Genomic DNA, 25,452 nt, shown 5'->3' with positions numbered 1-25,452 from the left:
TCGGTGCGAAGGCCGAGGCCCGGCCCCCGCGGACGGGGTGCCGGGCCTCCGGAGGTGCTCCGCGCGGCGGGCGGAGCGGGGTCAGCTCTTGGCGGCCTTCTTCACCAGGATCACCACGGCCGCCGCGATGCCGACGACCACCAGCAGCTTGATCACGATGCTCAGCAGGGCGCCGACCACGCCGAACACGAAGGCGATGATGTTCCAGGCCAGCACCAGGACCAGCACCGGGATGACGATGTTGCGCACCCAGGAGGGCAGCGACTTCCAGAGCTCAGCCATGTCGGTTCCTCTTCTCCCCTCGGGCCGGCTGCCGTCCGGTGCCGCATCCCGCTTGCTTTCGATGCTTCGATCGTACGGGGGCACGAGCGGCGGTACGAGGGCCAACGGCCCGGAGAGAACCCCGAGATCACCCCGATCCCGACCCCCGGGGAGATCCCCGAAAAACCTTCCGCCGGCACTACAACCCAGCCCGGGCCCAGGTGTCCAACAGGTACCGGACTCTCCGGAACAGCCCTGTACGACAGCCTTACCAGGGGGACCAGACATGCGTGTTCGCAGCGCCACCACCCTGACCGTCCTCACCGCCCTCAGCCTGAGCGGCCCGACCCTGACCGCCGCCCCGGCCCTCGCCGCCCCGGCCGCGTCGACGGCCTGGGCCGACGACGTCACCGCCGCCGGCGGCTTCGTCGGAATGAGCCCGACCCGAGTCCTGGACACCCGCGACCCGTACACCGTCCCGAACGGCACTTCCCGCCCGCTCGCCGCCCAGGAGTACTACACGACCCCGCTCGTCGCCTTCAGCTCGCACATGCCGCCCACCACCTACCCGGTGGTGCCCGCCGACGCCACGGCCGTGGTGGTCAACGTGACCGCGACCGATCCGACCGCGAACGGCTACCTCTCGCTCAGCGCCGCCCCGGGGGCGCCCGGCAGCCTCCCGGCCACCTCCAGCCTCGACTTCGCGCCGGGCCGGACGGTCTCCAACCTGGTCACGGTCGCGGTCACCCCTGGCACCGACCCGACCGTCACCGTCTTCAACAGTGCCGGGACCACCGACGTGATCCTCGACGTCGTCGGCTACTACCGCCCGGCCGCCACCGACCGGCACACCGCGCTGACCCCGACCCGCCTCGCCGACAGCCGCACCGACGGCACCGGCCCGCTCGGCTACGGATCGGTCCGGACGATCAAGGTCGCCGAGCCCGAGCTGGGCACGGCCGACGCCCGCGCGGTGGTCCTCAACGTCACGGCCACCGACCCCACCGCGGACAGCTTCCTGACCGTCTACCCGGACGGGCCGGCGGGCCGCCCGTACCAGGGCTCCGACGTCAACTTCGCTGCGGGCCGGACGGTTCCGAACCAGGTGGTGGTACCGGTCGGCGCCAACGGGACGGTCGACATCTACAACCACGTCGGCTCGGTCGACGTGATCGTCGACCTCGTCGGCTACTACGGCCCCTCGGGCACCAGCCTGTTCCGCGCCCTCAAGACGCCCGTCCGGACCTCCGACACCCGCGTCACCGGGTCGCCGCTGGCGGCGTACTCGACCGAGCGGGTCCCGGCGGTCGCGTCGGACGGCTCCACCCCGGACGTCACCGCGGTCGAGGCCAACACGACCGTCACCGATGTCTCCGCCCCCGGGCACCTCACGGTCTTCCCGGGCGGGAGCACCGTCCCCGACACCTCCACCCTCAACGTCGACCCCGGCCTGACCGTCGCCAACTCCGCGACCACCGGAGTGGCCGCGGACGGCACCTACTCGATCCACAACCACGGCGGCCCGGTGGACGTCATCACCGACCTGACCGGCTACTTCACCACCAGCTGAGCGAACCGCGTCAGGGCCCGCCGTCCGAACACCCCCGGACGGCGGGCCCCGGCGCGGCGGCCGTCAGACCGGCCAGCGCTCCCCGCGCCAGGCGGCGTCCCAGAACATCCACTCGTAGCGCGACGTCGTCCTGAAGTGCTCGACCACCCGGCGACGTTCGGCCGCCGACAGCTCCTCGCCGAGCCGGTCGGTGAGCGCCAGCACCCGGCGCACCACGGACTGGAAGGCCTCGTCGCCGTAGGTGGCGATCCACTTGGCGTACAGCGGGTCGGGGGAGCCCTGGGCGAGCAGCGCCTCGCCGACCCGGGCGTAGATCCAGTAGCAGGGCAGCACCGCGCCGAGCGCCTCGGCGAAGGACCCGCCGTAGACGGTGGCCAGCAGGTAGCTGGTGTAGGCCCGGGTGGTCGGCAGCACCGGTTCGGCGGCGGCCTCCTCGGCGGTGCCGCCGAAGGCGGTCAGGAACTCGGCGTGCATGCCCTGCTCCGCGGCCAGCGCGCCGACCGCGTCGTCGGCGAAGGCCCGGACGTCCTCCTCGCCGGGCGCCTTGGCGGCGCAGACGGCGAGTGCCCGGGCGTAGTCGCGCAGGTAGTGGGAGTCCTGGACGACGAAGTGGCGGAAGGCCCCGCGCGGCAGGGTGCCGTCGGTGAGACCGCCGATGAAGGGGTGGGCGAGGATCTCGGCGTAGATCGGCTCGATCGACGCCCAGAGCTCGTCGGTGAGGCTACGGGTCATGCGAACGACCCTATGACGGGTCCGGCCCGGGCCCTCAGTCCTCCGGCGGCGAGAACACCACCAGCACCCGCAGTTCCTCGGTGATGCGGTGGAACCGGTGCGGGGTGCCGGCCGGGACGTACACCACGCTGCCGCGCCCGACGGTCACGGTCTCGGCACCGACGGTCAGCTCGGCCCGGCCGCTGATCACCTGGTAGATCTCGTCCTGGTCGTGCGCGGTCTGGGTGTCGGTGTCGCCTGGGGAGAGCGCGTAAAGGCCGGCGGACATCCGTGGTTCCCGCAGGAACCGCAGGTACGCACCGTCGTTGGCCGCCCGCTCAGCGTCCAGTTCGTCCAGCCGGAACACCTTCACCGCTGCCGTCCTCCTCCGCCCGTCCCGTCCGTCACGTCCGTCCCGTCCACCGCACGGACCAGGGGCATTCAACACCAAGTCGTCCGGCGGGAGCTTCCCCCGGGGGCGGGGCGCCTGCCAGGCTTGGGCGGCATGAAGGGTTTCGTCATCAAAACACTGATCAACGCGGCGGCCATCTGGATCGCCGCCTGGATCGTCAGCGGCATCCAACTGGCCGAGGGCAAGGCCGACTGGCCGCACAAGGCCCTGACGGTGCTCGGCGTGGCCGTGGTCTTCGGCCTCATCAACTGGCTGATCAAGCCGGTGGTGAAGCTGTTCTCGTTCCCGCTGTTCATCCTGACGCTGGGCCTGATCACCTTCGTGATCAACGCCCTGATGCTGCTGCTCACCTCCTGGGCGTCCACCAGGCTGGAGCTGGACTTCCACGTGGTCGACTTCGGTGCCGCGCTGGTGGGTTCACTGATCATCAGCCTGGTCGCCTGGGGTCTGCACCTGGCCCTGGACGACGACTGACCGCGCCGTGCGGGGCGTCGCACACGACGGCGCGGAAGGGGCCCGTGCCCGGGTGGTCCACCGGGTACCGGCCCCTTCGCCGTTCCCCGTCGGCTCACCCCGCGCCGCACCCTCGGAGGATGTCCGCGAGGTGGGCGTCGAGCTCCCGCCCGGCGACTTCCCGCCCCATCGGCACCAGTCGGTCGGTGCGCGCCAGGAAGGCGACCAGCGGCGCGGCCGGGGCGTGCAGCACGGCCTCCCCGTTGGGTGTGTGCAGGGCGATCCGGACCTGCGAGGACTCCGCGCCGAGCGGGCGGATGCGCACGTCGCCCTCGCCGGACGGGCCGCTGAGGCCGTCCCGCAGCAGTTCGCGCGCGAAGACCCAGGTGACCGGGGCGTCGCCGGGCAGGTGGAAGGCGAAGCGGACCGCGTACGGGTCCCCGGCCTCGTACGACAGGTCCGCCGCGATGCCGAAGGACAGCTCGGGCGAGACCACGAGGTCCATCACCAGGTGTCCCTGGACTGTGCTGTGCTGCATGGCGCCAGTGCCTCTCTCCTGCCCGGCCTCGGGGTGGGCTGAGGGTTCCGCCTGCGGCCGAACATGCTTTCGACGGTTTTGGGCGAGTGGTCCACGTACGGTCCTCATCGTCCACGTCTGAGGGCGTAGCGGACAAGATGTTCTCTTTCCCCCGGTGAACGAGGAAGATCACCGATTCGGCGTTTCGACCTCCGCCCGGCGAGGGAGACTCCCGCACAACGCTCCAGCCCCGGAGGTCGCCATGGGCCCCGACAACCGAACGCCGTCGCCGCGACCGGTGGTCAAACGGACCGCGCGGGCGATCCTGCTGGAGCTGGACCCGGACGACCCGTACGGCCCGGCCTCGATCGTGCTGATCCGGCGGGTGCGGCCCGGAGCGCCGCACCCGTACTGGATCACCCCGGGCGGCGGGGTCGAGCGGGAGGACCGCACGGTCGTCGAGGCGTTGCACCGCGAGGTGGACGAGGAGCTCGGCGGCAAGATCGTGGACGTGGTGCCAGCCTTCGTCGACACCATCAGCCACACCCTCCCCCAGCCTCCGGCCGGGGGGACCCCCGTCGACGACGGCACCCTGCTGCACCCGCACGGGGTCAAGGTGCAGCACTTCTTCGTCTGCCGGCTCGCTTCCATGGACCTCAGCCGTCGGCACGGCCCCGAGGTGACGGACCCGAACGGCGAGTACCAGGTGGTCCGGCTGCCGTTCACCCGAGAGGGAGTGACCTCGGTGAACGTCGTCCCACCGCGGCTGCGGGCGTACCTGGCGGCCAACATCGAGGGCATCCGCGCGCTCCTCGCACCCGATCTCGGCTGATCACCGGGAGGCCGGTTCGCCCACCAGGTCGTGCCGGATCCGCTCGGCCGGCAGGCCCGCCCGCAGCAGCACCCCGATCCCGCGCCGGACCATCGCGGGCGGCCCGCTGAGCACCGCCTCCCGGCCGTCCCACGGGCCGAACCGGCTCACCACCTCAGGAAGTTCGCCGGTCAGCGCGCCGTTGGCCGGGCCGGTGCCGGACAGCACCGGCCGTACGGTCAGCCGGGGCAGGCGGGCCGCCAGGTCGCGCAGCGCGTCCAGCTCGTACAACTCGGCGGCGTGGCGGGCCCCGTAGAACACCTCGACGCTGCGGCCGGGCCCGCCGTGCTCCGCCGCCTCCTCGACCAGGGCACGGATCGGCGCGATGCCGGTGCCGCCGCCGAGGCAGAGCAGGTCGGCGCCGGCGGAGTGGTCGACGGTCATCGCACCGGCCGCCGGGCCCAGCCGCAGCACGTCCCCGGGGGCGGCCCGGTGCACCAGCGCGTTGCTCACCCAGCCCGCCTGGACGGCCTTGACGTGGAAGGTCAGCAGCCCGTCCGGGCGGGGCGCGGAGGCGAAGGAGTAGTGCCGCCAGACCCGTGGCCACCAGGGCGTCTCCAGGCTGCAGTACTGACCGGCCCGGAACGGGTAGGCCTGGTCGGGGCGGACGGTGAGCACCGCGACGTCCCGGGTGCGGCGCTCGTGCCGGACCACCTCGCCCCGCCACCAGGGCGGCGAGGTGCGGGCGGCCTCCTCGGCGGCCTCGATCATGATGCTGGAGATCAGCCGGTAGGCGCGGCGCCAGGCCAGTTCGGTGTCGGCGTCCCAGCGGCTGCCCGCGTACCGGGCCAGTGCCTGCACCAGGCACTCCCCCACCGGGGCGTAGTGGCCGGTGAGGGCACCGTAGCGGCGGTGGCCGCGGCCGAGCGCGCTCATCCGGGTGCGCAGCGCCTCCGGGTCCTCGGCGCCCCGGGCGGTGGCGAGCAGGGTACGGAACAGCCGGTCGCGCTGGACGTCCATGGCGGCGGGGAAGAGCGCGCGGATCTCGGGGTGCCGGAGGAAGAGCAGGGCGTAGAAGTGCGCGGTGGCCCGGTCGGCGACCGGCTCGACGACGGCGAGGCTGGCCCGGATCAGCTCGATGTCCCGTGCGGAGAGCGGAAGTTCGGGCCCGTCGCCGCTCGAAACGGCGACCGGGGGCGCGGCCGGGCAGGCGACCGGGAGCGCGGCCGGGCGGACCGCCGGGGGGAGTGCGGCCGGGAGCTGCGGGGCGGAGGGCTGCGGGGCGGAGGGCTGCGCCGCCCACGCGACGCTCCAACGGTCCCCTGCACCGGACCAGTTGAGGCCGGGCGCGTCGGCGAACAGGGGCCGGAAGGCGGGCGCGGTGCCGGTGGTCGAGGGCGGCTCGGGGTAGCTGGGCGCGGGGACGGCCGGCGGTTGGGCGGGCTGCGGCGGAACCGCCGGCACCGGCGGCACCGACAGCCGTACGGGCTCCGCCTCGGGGACCGCCACCGGTTCGACCGTGGTGGCCACCGGTCCGGGCACCGCCACCGGTCCGGACGCCTGTGCCTCCGGCAGCCCCGGGACGGAGGCGGCCCCCGCCGAGCCGTGCCCGGTGCGGATGAGGAGTTTTCTGCGGGACTTCACCGCTGCGTTTCGAGTACCCAAGAGAATCGTTTCGCCTCCGGCCGGCCTGCGCCACCACCTGGCTTGTCTCTGCTGACGCCTAGGCAGCGTGGCACGCCCGAAAAGCTCATCCGACAAATCACGCGAAGCCCGGACACCCGGCCCGGGAACGCGCTACTCTCGCTCGACCGGTGGTCGCCCTGAGTGCCGAGCAGCACACCCAGGGCGACCCCGCCCTGCTCAGTACGGCTGGTTCACAGCTGCCGCAGCAGCATCCCCGGCTGCTCGACGCAGTCCGCCACGAAGCGCAGGAATCCACCCGCCGTCCCCCCGTCGCAGACCCGGTGGTCGAAGGTGAACGACAGCTGCGTCACCTCGCGCACCGCCAACTCCCCGTCGTGCACCCAGGGTTTGGCCACGATCCGGCCGACACCGAGCATCGCCGCCTCGGGGTGGTTGAGGATCGGGGTGGACCCGTCCACACCGAACACCCCGTAGTTGTTCAAGGTGAAGGTGCCGCCGGTCAGTTCGGCCGGGGTGAGCGAACCGTTGCGCGCCGACTCGGTCAACCGGCCCAGCTCCTCACCGAGTTGCTCGGTGCTGCGGGCATGCGCGTCCCGGACCACCGGGACGACCAGTCCGCGTTCGCCCTGCGCGGCGAAGCCCAGGTGCACCGCCGAGTGCCGGATGATGCCCGAACCGTCCTCGGTCACACTGGAGTTCAGATCCGGGAAGCGCGCCAGCGCGACCGTGCAGATCCGGGCCAGCAGCGCCAGCACGCTCACCTTGGGACCCGACGTGGCGTTCAACTGCCGCCGCAGCGCCATCAGTTCGGTGGCGTCCGCGTCCACCCAGCAGGTCGCGGCGGGGATCTCCCGGTGGCTGCGGCTGAGCTTCTCCGCCACCGCCTTGCGCAGCCCGCGCAGCGGGACGACGCCGTCCCGCGCTGCCGCCACGGGCGCGGCGACCGCCGGAGCGGCGACCTTGGCGGCGACCGCCCGCTCGACGTCCACCCGCATGATCAGCCCGTCCGGCCCGCTGCCGGCGAGCGAGGTCAGATCGACCCCCTGCTCCCGGGCCAACCGCCGCACCAACGGCGAGATCACCGGCACCACGACCGGAGCAAGCGGCTCAGCAGGAGCCGCAGGAGCCGCGACCGCAACCGGAGCAGGAGCAGGAGCAGGAGAAGCAGCAACCGCCGCCGCACCCACCCGACGCCGCCGCGCCCCCCTGCTCTCGGCGACCCCGTACCCCACCAACGGCCGCTCGACCTCAGCCGACGAAGCAGCCGAAGCAGAAGGAGCAGAAGCAGCGACAGTCACGTCCTCCGCCCCACCCCCCGCCGAAGCCACCGCGACCGTGACCAACGGCGCGCCCACGGCGATCTCCTCGCCCTCCGCACCGTACCGAGCGGTGACCACCCCGCCGTACGGGCAGGGCACCTCCACCACGGCCTTGGCCGTCTCGACCTCCACCACCGGCTGGTCGACCGCGATCACCTCGCCCACCTCGACCATCCAGCGCACCACCTCCGCCCCGGTGAGCCCCTCACCGAGGTCGGGCAGCCGGAACTCCCGTACGACGGGCATCATCCTCAGTCCTCCCACTGCAGCCGGGCGACCGCGTCCAGGATCCGGTCCACCCCGGGCAGGTGGTGGTGCTCCAGCATCGGCGGCGGGTACGGGATGTCGAAGCCGGTCACCCGCAGCACGGGCGCGGCCAGGTGGTGGAAGCAGCGCTCGGTGACCCTGGCGGCGATCTCCGCGCCGGTGCCGCCGAAGCCGCTGGCCTCGTGCACCACCACGGCCCGGCCGATCGAGCGCACCACCCGGGTGACCGTCTCGTCGTCGAAGGGCACCAGGGTGCGCAGGTCCAGCACGGCGAGGTCCCAGCCCTCGGCCTGCGCCGCCTCGGCCGCCTCCAGGCAGACCGGCAGCGAGGGACCGTAGGTGATCAGGACCGCCGAGGTGCCGGTGCGCCGCAGCACGGCCCGGCCGATCGGCTCGACCGGCGCCGCCGGGTCGAACCCGGCCTTGCCCCAGTAGAGCCGCTTGGGCTCCAGGAAGACCACCGGGTCGTCGGAGGCGATCGAGGCGCGCAGCAGCCCGTACGCGTCGGCGACCGTCCCCGGGGTGACGACGTGCAGGCCGGGGGTGCTGGTGTAGTACGCCTCGGACGCGTCGCTGTGGTGCTCGACGCCGCCGATGCCGCCGCCGTACGGGATCCGCACGGTGATCGGCAGCGGGAGCTTGCCCGCCGTGCGGTTGCGCATCTTGGCGACGTGCGAGAACAGCTGTTCCAGCGCGGGGTAGGCGAAGGCGTCGAACTGCATCTCGACCACCGGGCGCAGCCCGTACATCGCCATGCCGATCGCGGTGCCCAGGATGCCGGCCTCGGCCAGCGGGGTGTCCAGGCAGCGGTCGGGACCGAACTCGGCGGCGAGTCCGTCGGTGATCCGGAAGACGCCGCCGAGCGCGCCGACGTCCTCGCCGAGCACGTGGACCGTCGGGTCCTCGCGCAGGGAGTCCCGCAGGGCGGAGTTGAGCGCCTGCGCCATCGAGGCGGTACGGGAAGAGACAGCCGTCGACATCAGTGCTGCACCTCGGCCTCGGCGGCCAGCTCGGCGGACAACTGGGCGGCCTGTTCGCGCAGTTGGGGGGTGGGCTCGGCGTAGACGTGGGCGAACAGCGCCATCGGGTCGAGCTCCGGGTCGGCGTGGAACTCGGCCCGCATCCGGGCCGCCAGGGCCTCCGCCTCGTCCGCCGCGTCCTGCACCAACCCGTCGTCCAGCAGGTCCAGTTCGCGCAGCGCGCGGTCCATCAGCAGGATCGGGTCGTGCTCCCGCCAGGCGTCGACCTCGGGTTGGGTGCGGTAGCGGGTGGCGTCGTCGGCGTTGGTGTGGGCCTCGATCCGGTAGGTCAGCGCCTCGATCAGGGTCGGGCCCCCGCCGGCCCGGGCGCGCTCGACGGCCTCGGTGAGGACGGAGTGCAGGGCGGGCGCGTCGTTGCCGTCCACCAGCCGGCCGGGCATGCCGTAGCCGACGGCCTTGTGGGCCAGGCTGGGCGCGGCGGACTGGGCGCTGAGCGGGACGGAGATCGCGTAGCCGTTGTTCTGCACCAGGAAGACCACGGGAGCCCGGAGCACGGCGGCGAAGTTCAGCGCCTCGTGGAAGTCGCCCTCGCTGGTGCCGCCGTCGCCGAGCAGGGCCAGCGCGACCACCGGCTCGCCGCGCAGCCGGGCGGCGTGCGCCAGTCCGACGGCGTGCGGGGCCTGGGTGCCGAGGGGGGTGCAGAGCGGGGCGGTGCGGCTGGCGCGCGGGTCGTAGCCGGTGTGGGCGTTCCCGCGCAGCAGGGTCAGCGCTTCCAGCGGGTCGACGCCGCGGGAGACCACGGCGAGGGTGTCGCGGTAGCTGGGGAACAGCCAGTCGTCCTCGCCGAGCACCAGGGCGGCGGCGATCTGGCAGGCCTCCTGGCCGGTGGAGGCCGGGTAGACGGCGAGGCGGCCCTGCTTGGTCAGGGTGGTCGCCTGCTGGTTGTAGCGCCGGCCGACGACGAGTCGCCGGTAGAGCTCGCGCAGCAGCGCCGGGTCCTGCTTCTCCAGCGCGGGGGTGCCGAGCACCCGGACGGGGGAGACGTCCGGGAGGAGGGGAGCCGGATCGGTGCGCGGAGCGGTCGCTCCGGGTATCCACCCGGGCACGCCCGTGTGGTGTCTGTGGTCGAGAACGGTCATCTCGGGGCACCTCCATGGGGGGCGGGGGCTCCCTACCGATTGTTCGGTCGTCTGTTCATCTTGACCAGAAGCGTGACAAGGTGGTGGACATTCGGCCTGAGCGGCGGTCGACTGGTGGCAGTGCGTCCAATCGGTGAGGGTGGGGGGTCATGTCGGCTGAACAGATGTCCAGACTCGACCGGGTCGACCGGTCGATCCTGCGGCTGCTGCAGCAGGACGGTCGCGCCTCCATCCGCTCGGTGGCCGAGCGGGTGCACGTGTCCCGGGCCAACGCGTACGCCCGGATCTCCAGGATGGTGGAGGACGGCATCATCCGCGGCTTCACCGCCAGGGTGGACCACGAACGGGCAGGTCAGGGCGCGTCCGCGTACATCACCCTGAAGATCGTCCAGAACTCCTGGCGCACCGTGCGCGAGCAGCTGCTGGAGCTGCCCGGGGTCGCCCACATCGCGCTGGTCGGCGGGGACTTCGACGTCCTGCTGCTGGTGCACACCGCCGACAACCACGCCCTGCGGGAGCTGGTGCTCAACCGCATCCAGTCCATCCCACAGGTGCTCGGCACACGAACCATGCTGGTGTTCGAGGAGACCGACCAGGTCCCCCCGGACTGAGGGCCCGAACCGGCCGGCTACCTGGCCCGCAGCCCGTCGAAGGCCAGGTGCACCACGGCGTCCGCGACCCCGTCCGCCGCCTTCAGCCCCGGCCGGTACCACTCCACGATCGAGTTGATCATCCCGAACAGCAGCCGGGTGGCCAGTCGCGGCTCCACGTCCCCGCGCAGCGCACCGTCCGCGACGGCCGCCCGCACCAGCTCCGCCACCTGGTGGTCGAAGTCCCGCCGCCGCTCCAGCGCCCACAGCTCGGTGGCCGTGTTGCCGCGCACCCGCAGCAGCAGCGTCACGTACGGCAGCTCCGCCAGCAGCACCTCCGCGGTGCGCCGCACCACGTGCTCCAGCCGCCCCACCGCCGGGCCCTCCACCGCGGCCGGCTCGGCCAGGATCGCGAACAGCCCGTCCAGCGCCCGCCCGACCGCCAGCCGCAGCAGTTCCTCCTTGCCGCGGACGTGGTGGTAGATGGAGGACTTGGAGATCCCGGCCGCCCGGGAGAGGTCCTCCATCGAGGTGCCGTCGTAACCGCGCTCGTTGAACACGTCGACGGTCACGGCGAGCAGTGACTCGACGGTGTAGGCGGTGCGCGTGGTGTGATCGGCCATCCTCCGAGTATCCCCGGACGCCCCCCGGGCCACTCGATCGGGTCGTTGGTCCACACCTGCCGGAAGGGGCAGGCCCTAGAATCTGCGGACGATCGTCCACGTCCAGCAGGCTGGGGTCCACAGCTGATGAACGCAATACCGGCAGTCTCCTCCGACGTGCCCGAGCAGCGCAGCGAGGAGCCGGCGGACGTCCCGCACCCCTGGCAGGAGCGCGCGCGGGCCCTGGTGGTCCGCTTCGGGCCGGCCGTGTGGTGTTACGCGGTGCTCAAGCTGATCGGCTTCGCGGTCTTCATGAAGCTGCTCTCCTTCGCCGGCGAGTACGCCAAGAAGCCGGCCCGGTTCGGCGGCGGCGCCCACCCCTGGGACGTACTGGCCAGCTGGGACGGCTGGTGGTACCAGCAGGTCGCCCAGTTCGGCTACCACCCGGCGCTGATCCCGATCCCGGGCGGCCAGCCCGGCTTCACCATCGAGCAGAACTCGGCCGCCTTCTTCCCGCTCTACCCGGGCCTGATGCGGCTGACCTCGGACGTCACCGGCCTCGGCCTGTACGGCGCCGGGATGCTCGTCTCGGTGCTGGCCTCGCTGTTCGCCGCCGCCGGGATCTACGCGGTGGTGGACAGGCTGGCCGGCCCCCGGGCGGGCGTGATCGCCGCCGGGATCTGGGCGATCGCCCCCGGCTCGGGCGCCGAGTGGGCGGTCTACTCGGACTCGCTGTTCGTCGCGCTGGCCGCCTGGGCCTGCTACTTCACGATGACCCGGCAGTGGGTCGCGGCCGGGGCGGTCACCCTGGTCGCCGGGCTCAACCGGCCGACCGCGGCGGCGCTGATCGGAGCCGTCGGCCTGGCCGCGCTGGTCGAGCTGTACCGGCGGGAGAGCGGCGTGCTGCGCCCGCTGGCCGCGATGCTGATGGCCCCGGCCGGCCTGCTCGGCTACGTGGCCTGGGTGGGTTGGAAGACCGGCGAGTGGGGCGGCTACTTCCGCATCCAGCACGACGCCTGGCTGCACTACTTCGACTGGGGCCAGGGCACCTGGCAGGCGGTCCGCGGGGTGCTGCTGGGCCGCAACGACTACCCCTTCGCCTTCCCGGTGCCCGACCTGCTGGCCACCCTGATCGTGTTCAGCCTGCCGGTGCTGATCGTGCTGCTGGTCCGGCTGCGCCCGCCGCTGGTGCTGACCGCGTACACGCTGGCCACCATCGTCTCGGTGCTCGGCAGCCTGGGCATCTTCGGCAACGTCTCGCGCTACCTCCTCCCGGCGTTCCCGCTGTTCATCGCGCTCGCGGTGGGGATGCGCAAGCTCAGCTGGCCGGTGCTGGCGGCCGTGCTGGGCACCGGCGCGATCGCCTCGGGCTGGTACGCCGGGTACGTGATCTTCGAGCTCGGCGTGCCGTAGACCGGCCCCCCCGAATCCGACCAGGGGCGCGTCCGAACCGGACGCGCCCCTTCGCGTTCCCGCAGGACTCCGCCCCCTCGCCACCGGAATCCGTCCCCTGCACCCTCTTGAGCCGACCGATCGTTCGGTTACTCTGTGACGTGTCCCGTCCTCCCCCCTGAGGAGCGCACAGATGTCCGCAGCGGTCACCCACCCCCTCGTCAGCGAGCTGGTCGAGCGCCACCAGGCCACCCTGGACGCCGCGCTCTCCGCCGCCGCGAAGCGCGACTACTGGTCCCCGTACCCGGAGTTCCCGAAGGCCTACGGCGAGAGCGGCCCGGCCGACGGCAAGGCCGCCTTCGACGCCCTGCTGGGCAAGCCCTTCGTCCTCGACGGCCACCCCACCGACGGCGACCAGGTCGGCGGCGAGGCCTCCCCGTACGGCATCGAGCTGGGCATCACCTACCCGCACGCCGATCCGGACGGGCTGATCGCCGCGCTGCGCGCCGCCCAGCCCGGGTGGGCCGCCGCCTCCCCGCTGGAACGCGCCGCCGTCTGCCTGGAGATCCTGCACCGGATCAACGCCCGCTCCCACGAGTTCGCCCAGGCCGTCATGCACACCACCGGCCAGGCCTACGGCATGGCCTTCCAGGCCGGCGGCCCGCACGCCCAGGACCGCGGACTGGAAGCCGTCGCCTACGCGTACGCCGAGCAGACCCGGCTGCCCCGGCAGGCCGGCTGGACCAAGCCCCAGGGCAAGCGCGAACCGCTGGTGATGACCAAGGAGTTCACCGTCGTCCCGCGCGGCCTCGCGCTGCTGATCGGCTGCAACACCTTCCCCACCTGGAACGGCTACCCCGGCCTGTTCGCCTCGCTGTCCACCGGCAACCCGGTGCTGGTCAAGCCGCACCCGCGGGCCGTCCTGCCGCTCGCACTGACGGTCTCCATCGCCCGCGAGGTGCTCAGCGAGGCCGGCTTCGACGCCAACCTGGTCTGCCTGGCCGCCGAGCACGAGGGCGGCACCGTCGCCGCGACCCTCGCCGTGCGCCCCGAGATCAAGATGATCGACTACACCGGCTCCACCACCTTCGGCGACTGGTTGGAGGAGCACGCCAAGCAGGCCCAGGTCTACACCGAGAAGGCCGGCGTCAACGCCGTCGTCATCGACTCCACCGACGACTACAAGGGCATGCTGGGCAACCTCGCCTTCGCCCTCTCGCTCTACAGCGGCCAGATGTGCACCACCCCGCAGAACGTGCTCATCCCGCGCGGCGGCATCCGCACCGACCAGGGGGACAAGTCCTTCGACCAGGTCGTCGCCGACCTCGCCGCCGCCATCGAGGGCCTGCTCGCCGACGACGCCCGCGCCGCCGCCATCCTCGGTGCCGTGGTCAACCCGGGCGTGCTGCAGCGCTCGGCCGCCGCGGCCGGCGGCGAGTACGGCGAACTCGCCCTCGCCCCGCGCGCGGTGGTCTCGCCCGACTTCCCCGGCGCCACCGTCCGCACCCCGGCGCTGGTCAAGCTCAACGCCGACAAGCCGGACGACCGCACGGTCTTCCGCACCGAGTGCTTCGGCCCGGTCTCCTTCGCCGTCGCCGTCGAATCCACCCCCGCCGCCGTGGAGTTGCTGCGCACCACGGTCCGCGAGAAGGGCGCCATGACGGCCTCCGGCTACACCACCTCGCCCGAGGTGGAGGCCCTGCTGGTCGAGGCAGCGCTGGACTCCGGCGTCTCGCTCTCGCTCAACCTCACCGGCGGCGTCTACCCCAACCAGACCGCCGCCTTCTCCGACCTGCACGGCACCGGCGCCAACCCGGCCGCCAACTCGGCCTACTGCGACGGCGCCTTCGTCGCCAACCGGTTCCGCACGGTGGAGATCCGCCGGCACGGCTGAGCCCGTGCGCTCCGGTCCCCCGGTGGTCATCGACCACCGGGGGACCGGCGGTTCACAGCTCCGCGGGCGCCAGCGATGATGGAGGCTGGGAGAGCGCCGGAAACGGCGTCCAACCGCCCTCCGAACAACGGGAGCTGATAGATGACCGTGAAGCCGACCACCGAAACCGACGTGATCGTCGTCGGCGCCGGACCGACCGGACTGCTGCTGGCCGGCGACCTCGCCGCCGCCGGGGTCGGCGTCACCGTGCTGGAGAAGCGCACCACCGAGTCCAACCTCACCCGCGCCTTCGCCGTGCACGCCCGCAGCCTGGAACTGCTGGACGCCCGCGGCCTCGCCGACGAGCTCATCGCCACCGGCCGCCCACTCGTCGGGCTGAGGATGATGAACCGGCTCGGGATCGACCTCAGCTCGCTGCCCAGCCGCTTCCCGTTCGTCCTGATCACCCCGCAGTACCACGTCGAACGGCTGCTCCTGGAGCGCGCCGAGCGGGCCGGCGCCGTGATCCTGCGCGGCGCCGAGGTCACCGGGCTGCGCCAGGACGCCGAGGGCGTCACCCTGGAGACCCACGACGGGCGGAGCCACCGCGCCCGCTACGCGGTCGGCACCGACGGCGTCCACTCCGCCGTCCGCGAGCTGCTGGGCATCCCCTTCCCCGGCGAGTCCGTGGTCGACTCCGTGATGCTCGCCGACGTCCGGCTGGAGCGCGAGCCCGCCGACGCGATCGCGGTCGGCGCCAACAAGGCCGGCTTCTCCTTCGTCGCCCCGTTCGGCGACGGCTGGTACCGGGTCATCGCGTGGGACCGCAACGAGCAGCACGCGGACGGTGCCACCCCCACCCCCGAGCAGCTCACCGCGATCGTCCAGGCCACCCAGGGCGAGGACTACGGCCTGCACGACGTGCGGTGGAGCTCCACCTTCCACAGCGACGAACGCCAGGCCCCCAACTACCGTTCGGGCCGGGTGTTCCTGGCCGGCGACGCCGCCCACTGCCACTCCCCGGCCGGCGGCCAGGGCATGAACACCGGCCTCCAGGACGCCGCCAACCTCTCCTGGAAGCTCGCCGCCGCCCTCCGCGGCCGGGCCACCGACGCGCTGCTCGACACCTACCAGGCCGAGCGGCACCCGGTCGCCAGGACGGTGCTGCGCACCTCCGGCGCGCTGATCCGGATCGCCCTCGCCGAGTCCGCCCCCACCCGCGCCCTGCGCGGGGCGCTCACCGCGATCGGCGGCCACCTCGACCTGCTCACCGAGCGCGGCGCCCGGATGGTCTCCGGCATCGAGATCTCCTACCCCGCCCCCAAGGGCGCCCACCCGCAGGTCGGCAAGCGCGTCCCGGACCTGCGGCTGACCGCCCTCAGCAAGCCCGCCGAGGGCGCCCCGGCCGGCCCCGAGCGGCTCTACGAGGCGCTGCGCGCCGGGAGGTTCGTGCTGGTCAGCAATGACGAGCTGACCGCCGTCGACCCCTGGGCGGACCGTCTGGTCACCGCCGCCCCCGCCGACCCGCACGGCAAGCTGGCCGACACCGTCCTGCTGATCCGCCCGGACGGCTACGTCGCCTGGGCCGCCGTCGACCCGGGCCAGGGCGAGCTGCGCGGGGCCCTCACCAGCTGGCTGGGCAGCCCCGCCGAGGCCTGACCGGCCCCGGGCGCGGCCGGGGCCGGCGGATCGACCCCCGGCCGCGCCCTGCCCCGCCGACCCTTCGTTCGGTCGTCCGTTAACCCCGCGCCTTCACGTAGTGCCGCGCCGCCTTCGCCCGATTCCCGCAGACCGCCATCCGGCACCACCGCCGGCGCCCGTTCTGCGAGGCGTCGAAGAAATGCAGAATGCACGCCTCGTGTGCGCACTGCTTCACCCGGTGAGCACCCCGCCCGAGCAGCGCGAGGAAGTCGTCAGCCGCCAGCCAGGGCGCCAGCCACTCCGGCCGGTCGGCCTCGACCCGGTCCTCGGCACCGCCCGGACCGGCCGCGCGCCGGATCCGCCCGTGCGCCAGCACCGCGTCCAGCCCGTCGCGGGCCCGTGCGCTCAACTCGCCCTGTTCCCGGGCGTCCTGGGTGGCCAGCTCGATCGCCTCGCGGGCCTGCCGGATCGCCGCCAGCCCCGCCTCGTCGGCCGCGCAGCGCTCGCTCAGCCCGTTGGTGGAGAGCCAGATGCCGTACTGCTCGACGCCGGTGAGCGCGTCGTTGACGGGCGTCCCGGCCCAGCGCGTGTTGAGCAGGTCGAGCGCCAGCGGCTCGCCGATCAGCGGTCGGTGGTCCCTCGGGTCCGGCATCACGTCAGTCATCGCTCTCCCTCGGCTCGGTCCGATTCTACGACCGCGCCCACCGACCTGAATTGGTATGGACCGACGCCGGAATTCCGGACATTCACTGTATGGAATCCCCGGCTTTCCAGCCCTCCACAGTTGACTGTTTTTTAGCAACGAATTGCCGGACCATGATCCACAGCGGCGGTCCGCTCTGACATGTTCTAGCCAGCGTTCCCGAACCCCTCGGAACGCCTTGCCCCTTGCCGGCTCCCCACGGCCGGCCAGAGGAGGATCCGTTGCGCCACCGTTCCCTCGCCGTCGCCGCCGCGATAGCCGTCCTGCCGCTGACCGCCGTCTCGCTCGGCGTCTCCACCGCGCAGGCCGCCACCCCCCACGCCGCCCCGCGCGTCGCCCTGCCGAACACCGTGAACCCCGCGGTCGCCCACTCGGAGAAGAAGGGCGACGTCCCGGCCGAGCAGCAGATCTCGGTGACCGTCGACCTGAAGCTGCGCGACTCCGCCGAGCTGGACCGCTTCCTCGCCGCGGTCACCACCCCCGGCGCACCCGAGTACGGCCGCTACCTGACGCCCGAGCAGTTCACCGCCCGGTACGGTCCGACCGAGCAGAACGTCCAGCAGGTCAAGGCGTACCTGGCCGCCCAGGGCCTCACGGTGAGCGGCGTGAGCGCCAACCGCCAGGTGGTCAACGCCCACGGCACGACCGCGCAGGTGTCCCGGGCCTTCGGCACCCACGAGAGCTCCTACGTGGACCCGCAGCAGCAGCGCACCTTCTTCGCCAACGACGACGCCGCCTCGATCCCCTCCGACCTGGCCGCCGTGATCCAGGGCGTGAGCGGCCTGGACAACCACGCGGTGCGCAAGAACCACCTGTCCAGGCCGAACGCGGTCACCCCGAACGCCGCCACCTCGTCCCCGAGCGGCATGACCCCGGCCCAGTACCAGGGCGCCTACAACCTGGACAAGACCGGCGCCGACGGCACCGGCACGACCGTCGCCCTCTGGGAGTTCGACGGCTACAAGTCCTCCGACCTGACGAGCTACGACGCCCAGTACGGCCTGACCGGCCCGGCCGTCAGCACCGTCTCCGTGGACGGCGCCTCCTACGACTCGGCGCCCGGCCAGGGCGAGGGCGAGGTCGAGCTGGACAGCGAGATCGTCCGCGGAGCGGCCCCCAAGGCCACCCAGCTGGTCTACGAGGCCCCGAACAACGACCAGGGCGAGATCGACATGGCCAACAGGATCGTGGCCGACAACAAGGCCACGGTCATCTCGATCTCCTGGGGCTCCTGCGAGCCGGACACCACCGCCGCCTCCATGACGGCCGTCGACAACGCCTTCAAGCAGGCCGCCGCCCAGGGCATCTCGATCTTCTCCGCCTCCGGCGACGACGGCTCCCGCGACTGCACCCGCTCCACCAGCGGCGCGACCGTGAAGTCGGTCGACTTCCCGGCCTCCAGCCCGCACAACACCGGCGTCGGCGGCACCAACCTCCAGGTCAGCGGTGCCAACGGCTACTCCTCGGAGAGCGCCTGGAGCACCGCCGGCGGTGGCGTCTCCACCGTGTTCGGCAAGCCGAGCTGGCAGACCGGCACCGGCATCAACGGCACCATGCGCACCGTCCCGGACGTCTCCTCCAACGCCGACCCGCAGAGCGGCTTCGCGGTCTACACCGGCGGTGCGTGGCAGGTCATCGGCGGCACCAGCGCGGCCGCCCCGCTGTGGTCCGGCTACGCCGCCCAGTTCAACCAGAAGGCCAAGGCCGCCGGACAGCCCGCCCTCGGCGAAGCGAGCCCGAAGCTGTACTCGGTCGCGAACAGCAGCAGCTACGGCAGCGCCTTCCACGACGTGACCACCGGCGCCAACCAGGACTACTCGGCCGGCCAGGGCTACGACCAGGTCACCGGCTGGGGCAGCCCGGTCGCCGACGCCCTGACCACCGCCCTGCTCGGCGGCACCACCGGCGGCACCACCCCGCCGCCCGTCGGCGGCTGCACCGCCGCCCAGCTGATCGGCAACGGCGGCTTCGAGACCGGCACCGCCGCCCCGTGGACCACCTCCTCGGCCGTCGTCGACAACGGCTCCTCGGAACCGGCCCACTCGGGCAGCTGGAAGGCCTGGCTGGACGGCTACGGCACCACCCACACCGACACCCTGTCGCAGACCGTCTCGGTCCCGGCCGGCTGCACCTCCGCCACCCTCACCTTCGCGCTGCACATCGACACCGCGGAGACCGGCGGCACCGCGTACGACAAGCTGACCCTCAAGGCCGGCAACACCACGCTGAAGAGCTGGTCCAACGTGGACTCGGCCGCCGGCTACGTGCAGCAGACCCTGGACCTGACCTCCTTCGCCGGCCGGACCGTGACCCTCACGTTCACCGGCACCGAGGACGGTTCCAACCAGACCAGCTTCGTGATCGACGACGTCGCCCTGAACGTCAAGTGATCACCGGCCGGTAGCACCAGCCAGACCCCCGCCGGGGCGGCGCCGACAGGGCCCGCCCCGGCGGTGTCCGTTTCCGCCCGGTTCACCGTCTCCCCGGCCCGGCGTTCCGGTCGTGTTTCCGGACTGTTTCAAGATCGCTAACCTTGCGGTCCACCTGCCGTGACCACTGTCATACGCACGACTGATGACGTAGCCTCTCGACCGTGCATAGGGTTCCCCAAAGCTCGGTGAAGCCGCTGGCGGCGCACCCCGGCATCGGCCCGGTGCCACCGAACTCACCTGGTGGGGAGGGTCACCGCATGGCCGCACAGCAACCTCAGGACGCCGCGCGGCTGCGGCTGGTCGGATCGCGTACGGAGCGACCCGACCCGCCCGTGCCGGCGCCGCCGCCGAACCCGACCCCCGCGCCGTCCGCCGGTCGTCCCGCCCCGGCCGGCGGCTTCGCGGACGCCCTTCACCTGGCCATCGAGGCCAGCGGCCTCAGCCTGGACCGGATTCGCGCCGCCCTCGCCCAACGGGGCGTCAGGGTCAGTGTCACGACGCTGAGTTACTGGAGGCGCGGCCGCAGCCAGCCCGAACGGGCCAGCTCGCTGCGCGCCGTCCACCTGCTGGAGGAGCTGCTCGGCCTGCCGCACAGCGCGCTCTCCTCGCTGCTCGGCCCGCCGCGCCCGCGCGGCCGCTGGGCCGCCGCCGCCAACACCCTCCACCTCGGGCTGGAGGACGTCTGGCCGGGCGAGCAGGAGATCGCCGCCATCTTCGCCGAACTGGACGCCCCGCCGGCCGGCGAGCTGGAGCGGCTCAGCATCCACGACTCGTACTACGTGGACGCCGAACGGCGCGGCAACCTGCTGCGGATGCGCCAGGTGGTGCGCGCCACGGTCGGCGGCGTCGGCCGCTGCATGGTCGTACACAAGGCCGACGAGGAGGCCACCGGCTGCCCGGAGATCACCTCGGTCCGGCACGGCCGGCTGGGCAGGGTCCGCCGCCGCCCGGAGACCGGGCTGACCGTCGCCGAGCTGATGCTGGACCGCCCGCTCGGACTGGGCGACAGCACGGTCTTCGAGTACGAGGTGGAGATCCCCCCGGGCGGTCCGACCATGGAGTACAGCCGCCGCTTCGCCACCCCGGTGCGCGAGTACGTGCTCCAGGTGCACTTCGACCCGGCGGCCGTCCCGGCGCACTGCGAGCGCTACGACCGCGAGCCGGGCGCCGACGTCGACCACCGCCGCGAACAGCTGTGGATCGGTGCCTCGGCGAGCGCCCACGTCCTGGCCCCGGACCAGCAGCCGGGCCACATCGGCATCCGCTGGGAGTGGGCCTGACCCGTTCCCCCTCCGAGCCCCGCCGGACCTGACGGTCCGGCGGGGCTTTCGCGTGCCCCAACCTAACCACTTCACGCCGCAGAACAGGTTGACCCTCCATCACCTAACCCCTAGCCTGATCTACACCGGTTAGGCGTCGGCCTCGCCGGAAACCCCAGCCACGGGAGTGACCAGGCATGTCCAGCACCACCCTGCAGACCGGCCACGTGGGCCTGAACGTCACCGACCTGAACCGCTCGATCGACTTCTACCGCGCCGTCCTCGGCCTCCAGCTCGCCCACGAGGGCACCGACCCCGAGCGCCGCTACGCCATGCTCGGCCGTGACGGCCGCCTGGTGGTCACGCTCTGGCAGCAGAGCACCGGGGCCTTCTCCACCGTGACCCCCGGCCTGCACCACCTCTCCTTCGAGGTCGAGAGCCTCGACGAGGTCCGCGCCACCGAGGACCTGCTGCGCGACCTGGGCGCCGAGTTCGCCTACGACGGCGTCGTCCCGCACGGCGAGGGCTCCGCCTCCGGCGGCATCTTCTTCAACGACCCGGACGGCATCCGGCTGGAGGTCTACACCCGCACCGGCGTGGACGAGACCACCGCCGAAGCCCCCACCACCGGCGCCCCGACCTGCGGCTTCTTCTAGACGGAGCACACCGTGACGACCATCGGCACGCCCTACCACTCCGGTGAGCGGACCGCCCAGGCCCGCGCCGGGGTCCTCGACCGGGCCGACCACGCCGGTCGGTCGATCCGCAGCACCGTCCCGGCGGTGGCCGCCCGCTTCCTGACCGAGCGGCGGATGCTGGTGGTCGGCGCCGCCGACCGGGACGGCCGGATCTGGGCCACCCAGCTCTCCGGTCCGGCCGGCTTCCTCCGGGCCGCGGACGAGCGCACCGTGACGGTCGCCGCCCACCCGGCCGAGGCCGACCCGCTGGCCGAGGCCCTGGCCCGCCCGGCACAGGTCGGCACCATCGCCCTGGACCCGGCCGGCCGCCGCCGGATGCGGCTCAACGGCCGCTCGGCCCCGGACGGCCGGGGCGGGCTCACGGTCCACGCCGAGGAGGTGGTGTCCAACTGCCCGAAGTACATCCAGCGCCGCACCCCGCTGGACCGCCCGGGTGCCGGCCCGCCCCGCACGATCGCCGAGGGCCCGGTCCTGTCCACGGCCCAGCGGCTCGCCGTGAACACCTCGGACACCTTCTTCATCGCGACCGCCGGCCCGGACGGCCGGGTGGACGCCTCGCACCGAGGCGGCTTCCCCGGCTTCCTGGAGGCCGTCGCGCCGGACCGGGTGCGCTGGCCCGAGTACCGCGGCAACGCGATGTTCATGACGCTCGGAAACCTGGAGCTGAACCCGCGAGCCGGCCTGCTGCTGCCCGACTGGGAGACCGGCGGGGCCCTGCTGATCACCGGCGAGGCCCGCACCGACTGGTCCGAGGAGGCCCGTCAGGCCGCGCCGGGCGCCGAGCGGATGGTCGAACTGACCGTCACCGGAGTCCGCGAGCTCGCCGACGCCACCCCGCTGGGCTGGACCGGTCCCGAGTACTCGCCCGCCAACCCGCGCTGACTGCGCCTCAGCGCTTCCCCGACATCCAGTGGAAGAGCCCCATCGCCACGCTCGTCGCCAGATTGAAACTGGACACCCCCGGCTGCATCGGCACCGCGACCAGCCGATCGGCCCGCGCCTTGAGCTCCGCCGACACACCGTGGCGCTCCGTCCCGAAGGCGAGCAGCGCATCATCCGGAAACGGCAGGTCCCGGATGTCCGTCCCCTCCGGATCCAGCACGTACAGCGGCCCGGCCGGCAGCTCCGGCAGCGCCACCCGCTCCACGGCCGTGGCGAAGTGCAGACCCGCGCTCCCCCGCAGCACCGTCGGATGCCACGGATCCAGATCCCCCGTGGTCACCACTCCGGTGGCCCCGAACCCGGCCGCCAACCGGATCACCGCCCCGACGTTCCCCAGGTTCCGCGGGTTCTCCAACACCACCACCGGAGCCCGCCGGGGCCGCCGCCCCAACACCGCCCGGTTCGCCTCCACCGACGGCCGCACCGCCAGGGCGATCACCCCCGTCGGATGCAACCGGGGCGCCAACCCCCGCAACCGCTCCTCCGACACCTCCACCGCCAGCCCCTCCAACGCCGGAACCACATCCGGCGCCAGCTCCCCCGCCAACGCCAACAGCGCCGCCCGGTCCCCCGTCAGAACCCGCCGAACCCCACCCCCGAACCGCAGCGCATGCTTCAGCGGATGAAACCCGTCCAGCAGCACCACCCCCGGTTCCTGCTCAACGACCCGCCACGCCCGCACCACCTCGTCATCCATCCCCCCACTCTCCCACCCACAGCCACCCCCCTCTTCCCAGCGGCCGCACACCCCTCCTCCTCCCCCACGCCCACCCCCTCACCCCACCTCGCCCCTCACCCCACGCCCACCCCCTCACCCCACCTCGCCCCTCACCCCACGCCCACCCCCTCACCCAACCAGGCGAGAGGGACGCGCTGCGGGAGGGGCGGTGGAGGGGGTGGCCGCGGAGAGGGGCGTAACGGGTGACTTTCAGACTGCCAACGGCGAGCACCCCCCTCAATGAGAGTCGGCAGTCCGAAAATCACCCAGCCCCCGGAGCGGCCACCCCCCGACCCCCCCCCCCCCCCCCCCCCCCCCCCCCCCCCCCCCCCCCCCCCCCCCCCCCCCCCCCGGCCACCCACTCTCCCGAAAGCCCACCCCCCAAACACCAACCCCCCACCACAGCACCCCCTACCGCTCAGAACTCCCCCGAAGGGCCCGCTCCAGATCTCGAAGGGCCACCCCCACCAACCGAGTCCCCGCCCGCACCACATCCCCCTGCACCCCCGCCACCAGCCCCGCCTCCAACCGCTCCTGAGCAGCCCGCACCGCTCCGAACTCCACCGGCTGCCCCGTCAGCAACGCCCCCGCCGCGAGCGCCGTGGCCAGCCGGAGTTCCTCCGCGTACTCCGCCGCCCCCGGCACCGGCTCCGCGTCCGCGGTCGGCAAGTGGGCCTCCAACAGCAGGGCCGCCCGTCCGAGGTGCCCGACCGCCGCCCGGGCCCGGTCGACCTGGCGCCGGGTGACCCCGGCCAGCCCGGACTCGTGCCTCCCCGGCTCGGCGTCGGCCCGTTCCATGGCCTGGATGAGCTCGGACCGCGCCTCCCGCGAGTCCAGCAGCGCCGACCGCACGACCCGCCCCCGCTGCGTCGCCGGCTGCTCGTAGCAGGCGACGACCGCCGCCGCGTACCGCCCGGCCGCCGCCAGCCACTCGGCGAGCCGTTCCCCGAGCCGGGCGGTCTGCCAGGTGGGGAACAGCGCGTACGTCAGCAGCGCCAGCGACCCTCCGAGCAGGGTCATCCCCACCCGTTCGAAGGCCGTCTCCAGCGGGTTCCCCGCCTGTAGCCCGAGCAGGAACACCACGTACGTCGAGATCCCGACGGTCGTCAGCGCGTACCCGGTCCGGAACGCGAGGTACGCCCCGCCGATGCACAGCACCGCCAGCACGGCCAGCACCCACTCACCGGGGTGGGCCAGCTGCACCACCAGCGTCGAGACGGTGACCCCGACGACCGTCCCGACGAGCCGGGCGACGCCCCGGCTGTAGGTCTGGGCGAAGTCCGGCCGCATCACCATCGCGGCGGTCATCGGCGCCCAGTACCCGTGGTGGAACCCGAACGGCCGGGCCAGCAGGTAGGCGACCGTGACCACCCCGGCGAGCCGGACGGCGTGCTGGAAGATCGCCGAGCGGGGCCGCAGCTGCCGCCGCACGGTGCGCAGCGCGACCGGCAGCATCCGGGCGATCGACGGCCTGTGCAGCGCCCCGCCGGCCCCGACCACGGGCGTGGTGATGGTGTCCGCGTCGCCCCGCTCCAGTGCGTCCGCCGCCTTGCGCAGCAGCCCGCCGAGCCTCCGGGCGGAGCGCCGGGCGGCTCCCTGCAGCCGCGTCCCCTCGTCCGTACCGGCGACGGTGAGCAGGGGAGCGGAGCGGGGTAGCCGGACCGGGTCGCCGGCGCGGATCGCCCGGGCGAGGGCGTCCATGACCTCGGCGGCGGCGGCCAGCACCTCACGGGCCCGGTCGCGTTCGGGCCCCTCCTCGGGGGCGCCCACCTTGGGGTCGGCGAGCGCGGCGAGGGTGGGTCGGACGCGTTCGGCGATGCCGCGCAGGCCCCGCAGTTCGGGTGGTCGGTGGCGGTCCTGCCAGGGGGTGACGGCGGAGGCGTTCCGGGCGGTCATGAACGGCTCCGGGTCCACGTGCGCGGTCGGGTCCTGCCGCAACCGGCGGGCGTAGTCGGCGAGTTCGGCGTACGTGTCGGCGAGGGCACCCCGCTGGGCGGTCCAACTGCCGATCGGCCACAGGGTGATGACGGCCGCCTGGACGACTCCGCCGAACGCGGCGACCAGCCCGTGGCCGAGCGCGGTGGCCACGCTGACCGGCAGCTGCACGACGATCAGCATCACCGAGACGGTGTTGGTGGCGACGACCCCGGCGGTCGGTCCGATCGCCCAGGCGAGTCCGGCGCCGAAGGCCCAGACCGCGAGCAGCACCGGGAACAGCCCGTACACCCCGACCGCCAGGTAGCCGAGGAAGGAGCTGACGCCGAGCCCGATCCCGGCCGCGACGGCGAGGCTGGCGCGGGGCCGGAAGCTGCGCTGGAAGGTGGCCGCACCCGCGATGAACGCCCCCATCGCGGCGGAGGTGGCCAGCCTGACCCCGCTGACCGCGAGGATCGGGAACAGCACCAGCGCCACGGCGACCGCGCCGCGCAGTGCCCGTTTGGGGTCGGTGAGCGCCCGGTCCAGGGTGAGTCCGGTCCGCGCGGTGTCGCGAAGGGCGGCGAACCAGGACATACCG

At 73.2% G+C, this 25,452-nt stretch carries 23 protein-coding genes; 11 read left to right on the top strand and 12 right to left on the bottom strand.

Going from position 1 to position 25,452, the window contains the following annotated elements; all coding sequences use genetic code 11:
• Nucleotides 1-81 precede the first annotated feature (81 nt).
• Nucleotides 82-282, bottom strand: a complete 201-nt coding sequence (locus ACH4J0_RS09795; RefSeq protein WP_188305823.1) for a DUF5326 family protein — start codon at nt 280-282, stop codon at nt 82-84.
• A gap of 265 nt (nt 283-547) precedes the next feature.
• Here ACH4J0_RS09795 and ACH4J0_RS09790 point away from each other — a divergent pair, with 265 nt between their 5' ends.
• Entirely contained in the window at nt 548-1,831 is a 1,284-nt protein-coding gene (locus ACH4J0_RS09790; RefSeq protein ID WP_396238035.1) for a hypothetical protein, read from the top strand.
• A 63-nt stretch (nt 1,832-1,894) separates the two neighbouring features.
• Here the strand turns inward: ACH4J0_RS09790 and tenA are convergent, their stop codons facing one another.
• Nucleotides 1,895-2,563, bottom strand: a complete 669-nt coding sequence (gene tenA, locus ACH4J0_RS09785; protein WP_396238033.1) for a thiaminase II — start codon at nt 2,561-2,563, stop codon at nt 1,895-1,897.
• A gap of 34 nt (nt 2,564-2,597) precedes the next feature.
• Nucleotides 2,598-2,915 carry a cupin domain-containing protein gene (locus ACH4J0_RS09780; RefSeq protein ID WP_396238031.1) on the bottom strand — a complete coding sequence of 106 codons (318 nt, stop codon included), beginning with the start codon at nt 2,913-2,915 and terminating at the stop codon, nt 2,598-2,600.
• Between the two features lie 132 nt (nt 2,916-3,047).
• Between ACH4J0_RS09780 and ACH4J0_RS09775 the strand changes: the two genes are divergently transcribed.
• Nucleotides 3,048-3,428 (top strand): phage holin family protein, encoded by a 381-nt coding sequence (locus ACH4J0_RS09775; RefSeq protein WP_396238029.1) that lies wholly within the window; start codon nt 3,048-3,050, stop codon nt 3,426-3,428.
• 94 nt (nt 3,429-3,522) lie between these two features.
• Here the strand turns inward: ACH4J0_RS09775 and ACH4J0_RS09770 are convergent, their stop codons facing one another.
• Entirely contained in the window at nt 3,523-3,945 is a 423-nt protein-coding gene (locus tag ACH4J0_RS09770; protein ID WP_396238027.1) for an SsgA family sporulation/cell division regulator, read from the bottom strand.
• Between the two features lie 241 nt (nt 3,946-4,186).
• Between ACH4J0_RS09770 and ACH4J0_RS09765 the strand changes: the two genes are divergently transcribed.
• The gene (locus ACH4J0_RS09765) at nt 4,187-4,756 is read left to right on the top strand and encodes an NUDIX domain-containing protein (RefSeq protein WP_396238025.1); all 570 of its coding nucleotides are present in this window, start codon (nt 4,187-4,189) and stop codon (nt 4,754-4,756) included.
• On the opposite strand, the gene ACH4J0_RS09760 is transcribed toward ACH4J0_RS09765, so the two are convergent.
• From ACH4J0_RS09760 to pdhA, 4 genes are all read right to left on the bottom strand, one after another.
• A complete protein-coding gene (locus tag ACH4J0_RS09760; RefSeq protein WP_396238023.1) occupies nt 4,757-6,379 on the bottom strand; it encodes a globin domain-containing protein in 1,623 nt (540 codons plus the stop codon). It abuts the gene before it with no gap.
• A gap of 233 nt (nt 6,380-6,612) precedes the next feature.
• Nucleotides 6,613-7,947, bottom strand: coding sequence for a dihydrolipoamide acetyltransferase family protein (locus ACH4J0_RS09755; protein WP_396238281.1), 1,335 nt, complete (start codon nt 7,945-7,947; stop codon nt 6,613-6,615).
• Nucleotides 7,948-7,952: 5 nt separating this feature from the next.
• Nucleotides 7,953-8,948: an alpha-ketoacid dehydrogenase subunit beta gene (locus ACH4J0_RS09750; RefSeq protein ID WP_396238021.1), complete on the bottom strand. Its 996-nt coding sequence runs from the start codon at nt 8,946-8,948 to the stop codon at nt 7,953-7,955.
• Nucleotides 8,948-10,087 (bottom strand): pyruvate dehydrogenase (acetyl-transferring) E1 component subunit alpha, encoded by a 1,140-nt coding sequence (pdhA, locus tag ACH4J0_RS09745; RefSeq protein ID WP_396238019.1) that lies wholly within the window; start codon nt 10,085-10,087, stop codon nt 8,948-8,950. The genes ACH4J0_RS09750 and pdhA overlap by 1 nt, the downstream gene beginning before the upstream one ends.
• Nucleotides 10,088-10,236: 149 nt before the next feature.
• On the opposite strand from pdhA, the gene ACH4J0_RS09740 reads away from it, so the two are divergent.
• Nucleotides 10,237-10,698, top strand: coding sequence for an Lrp/AsnC family transcriptional regulator (locus tag ACH4J0_RS09740; protein ID WP_030278207.1), 462 nt, complete (start codon nt 10,237-10,239; stop codon nt 10,696-10,698).
• 17 nt (nt 10,699-10,715) lie between these two features.
• Here the strand turns inward: ACH4J0_RS09740 and ACH4J0_RS09735 are convergent, their stop codons facing one another.
• A complete protein-coding gene (locus ACH4J0_RS09735; RefSeq protein ID WP_396238017.1) occupies nt 10,716-11,300 on the bottom strand; it encodes a TetR/AcrR family transcriptional regulator in 585 nt (194 codons plus the stop codon).
• 126 nt (nt 11,301-11,426) lie between these two features.
• On the opposite strand from ACH4J0_RS09735, the gene ACH4J0_RS09730 reads away from it, so the two are divergent.
• From ACH4J0_RS09730 to ACH4J0_RS09720, 3 genes are all read left to right on the top strand, one after another.
• Entirely contained in the window at nt 11,427-12,692 is a 1,266-nt protein-coding gene (locus ACH4J0_RS09730; RefSeq protein ID WP_396238015.1) for a hypothetical protein, read from the top strand.
• 172 nt (nt 12,693-12,864) lie between these two features.
• A complete protein-coding gene (gene paaN / locus ACH4J0_RS09725) occupies nt 12,865-14,565 on the top strand; it encodes a phenylacetic acid degradation protein PaaN (protein WP_396238013.1) in 1,701 nt (566 codons plus the stop codon).
• 141 nt (nt 14,566-14,706) lie between these two features.
• Nucleotides 14,707-16,203 carry an FAD-dependent monooxygenase gene (locus tag ACH4J0_RS09720; protein ID WP_396238011.1) on the top strand — a complete coding sequence of 499 codons (1,497 nt, stop codon included), beginning with the start codon at nt 14,707-14,709 and terminating at the stop codon, nt 16,201-16,203.
• A 79-nt stretch (nt 16,204-16,282) separates the two neighbouring features.
• Here the strand turns inward: ACH4J0_RS09720 and ACH4J0_RS09715 are convergent, their stop codons facing one another.
• Nucleotides 16,283-16,849: a CGNR zinc finger domain-containing protein gene (locus tag ACH4J0_RS09715; protein WP_396238009.1), complete on the bottom strand. Its 567-nt coding sequence runs from the start codon at nt 16,847-16,849 to the stop codon at nt 16,283-16,285.
• 260 nt (nt 16,850-17,109) lie between these two features.
• Between ACH4J0_RS09715 and ACH4J0_RS09710 the strand changes: the two genes are divergently transcribed.
• The 4 genes from ACH4J0_RS09710 (at nt 17,110) to ACH4J0_RS09695 (ending at nt 22,159) form a co-directional block, all read left to right on the top strand.
• The gene (locus ACH4J0_RS09710) at nt 17,110-19,278 is read left to right on the top strand and encodes a protease pro-enzyme activation domain-containing protein (protein WP_396238007.1); all 2,169 of its coding nucleotides are present in this window, start codon (nt 17,110-17,112) and stop codon (nt 19,276-19,278) included.
• Between the two features lie 299 nt (nt 19,279-19,577).
• On the top strand, nt 19,578-20,600 hold the full coding sequence (locus ACH4J0_RS09705) for an XRE family transcriptional regulator (protein WP_396238005.1): 1,023 nt from the start codon (nt 19,578-19,580) through the stop codon (nt 20,598-20,600).
• Between the two features lie 176 nt (nt 20,601-20,776).
• Nucleotides 20,777-21,235, top strand: coding sequence for a VOC family protein (locus ACH4J0_RS09700; RefSeq protein ID WP_396238003.1), 459 nt, complete (start codon nt 20,777-20,779; stop codon nt 21,233-21,235).
• A gap of 12 nt (nt 21,236-21,247) precedes the next feature.
• Entirely contained in the window at nt 21,248-22,159 is a 912-nt protein-coding gene (locus ACH4J0_RS09695; RefSeq protein WP_396238001.1) for a pyridoxamine 5'-phosphate oxidase family protein, read from the top strand.
• 7 nt (nt 22,160-22,166) lie between these two features.
• Here ACH4J0_RS09695 and ACH4J0_RS09690 read toward each other — a convergent pair whose 3' ends face one another.
• Together ACH4J0_RS09690 and ACH4J0_RS09685 are read right to left on the bottom strand one after the other, a co-directional pair.
• Nucleotides 22,167-22,916: a TrmH family RNA methyltransferase gene (locus tag ACH4J0_RS09690; protein WP_396237999.1), complete on the bottom strand. Its 750-nt coding sequence runs from the start codon at nt 22,914-22,916 to the stop codon at nt 22,167-22,169.
• 432 nt (nt 22,917-23,348) lie between these two features.
• Nucleotides 23,349-25,448: an FUSC family protein gene (locus ACH4J0_RS09685; protein ID WP_396237997.1), complete on the bottom strand. Its 2,100-nt coding sequence runs from the start codon at nt 25,446-25,448 to the stop codon at nt 23,349-23,351.
• Between the last annotated feature and the right edge of the window lie 4 nt (nt 25,449-25,452).

Origin of the sequence: Kitasatospora sp. NPDC017646 (genome assembly GCF_044329365.1) — a bacterium.
GTDB lineage: Bacteria > Actinomycetota > Actinomycetes > Streptomycetales > Streptomycetaceae > Kitasatospora.
The sequence above is the reverse complement of the archived record's forward strand: the minus strand, read 5'-3'. Positions and strand labels throughout refer to the sequence as shown.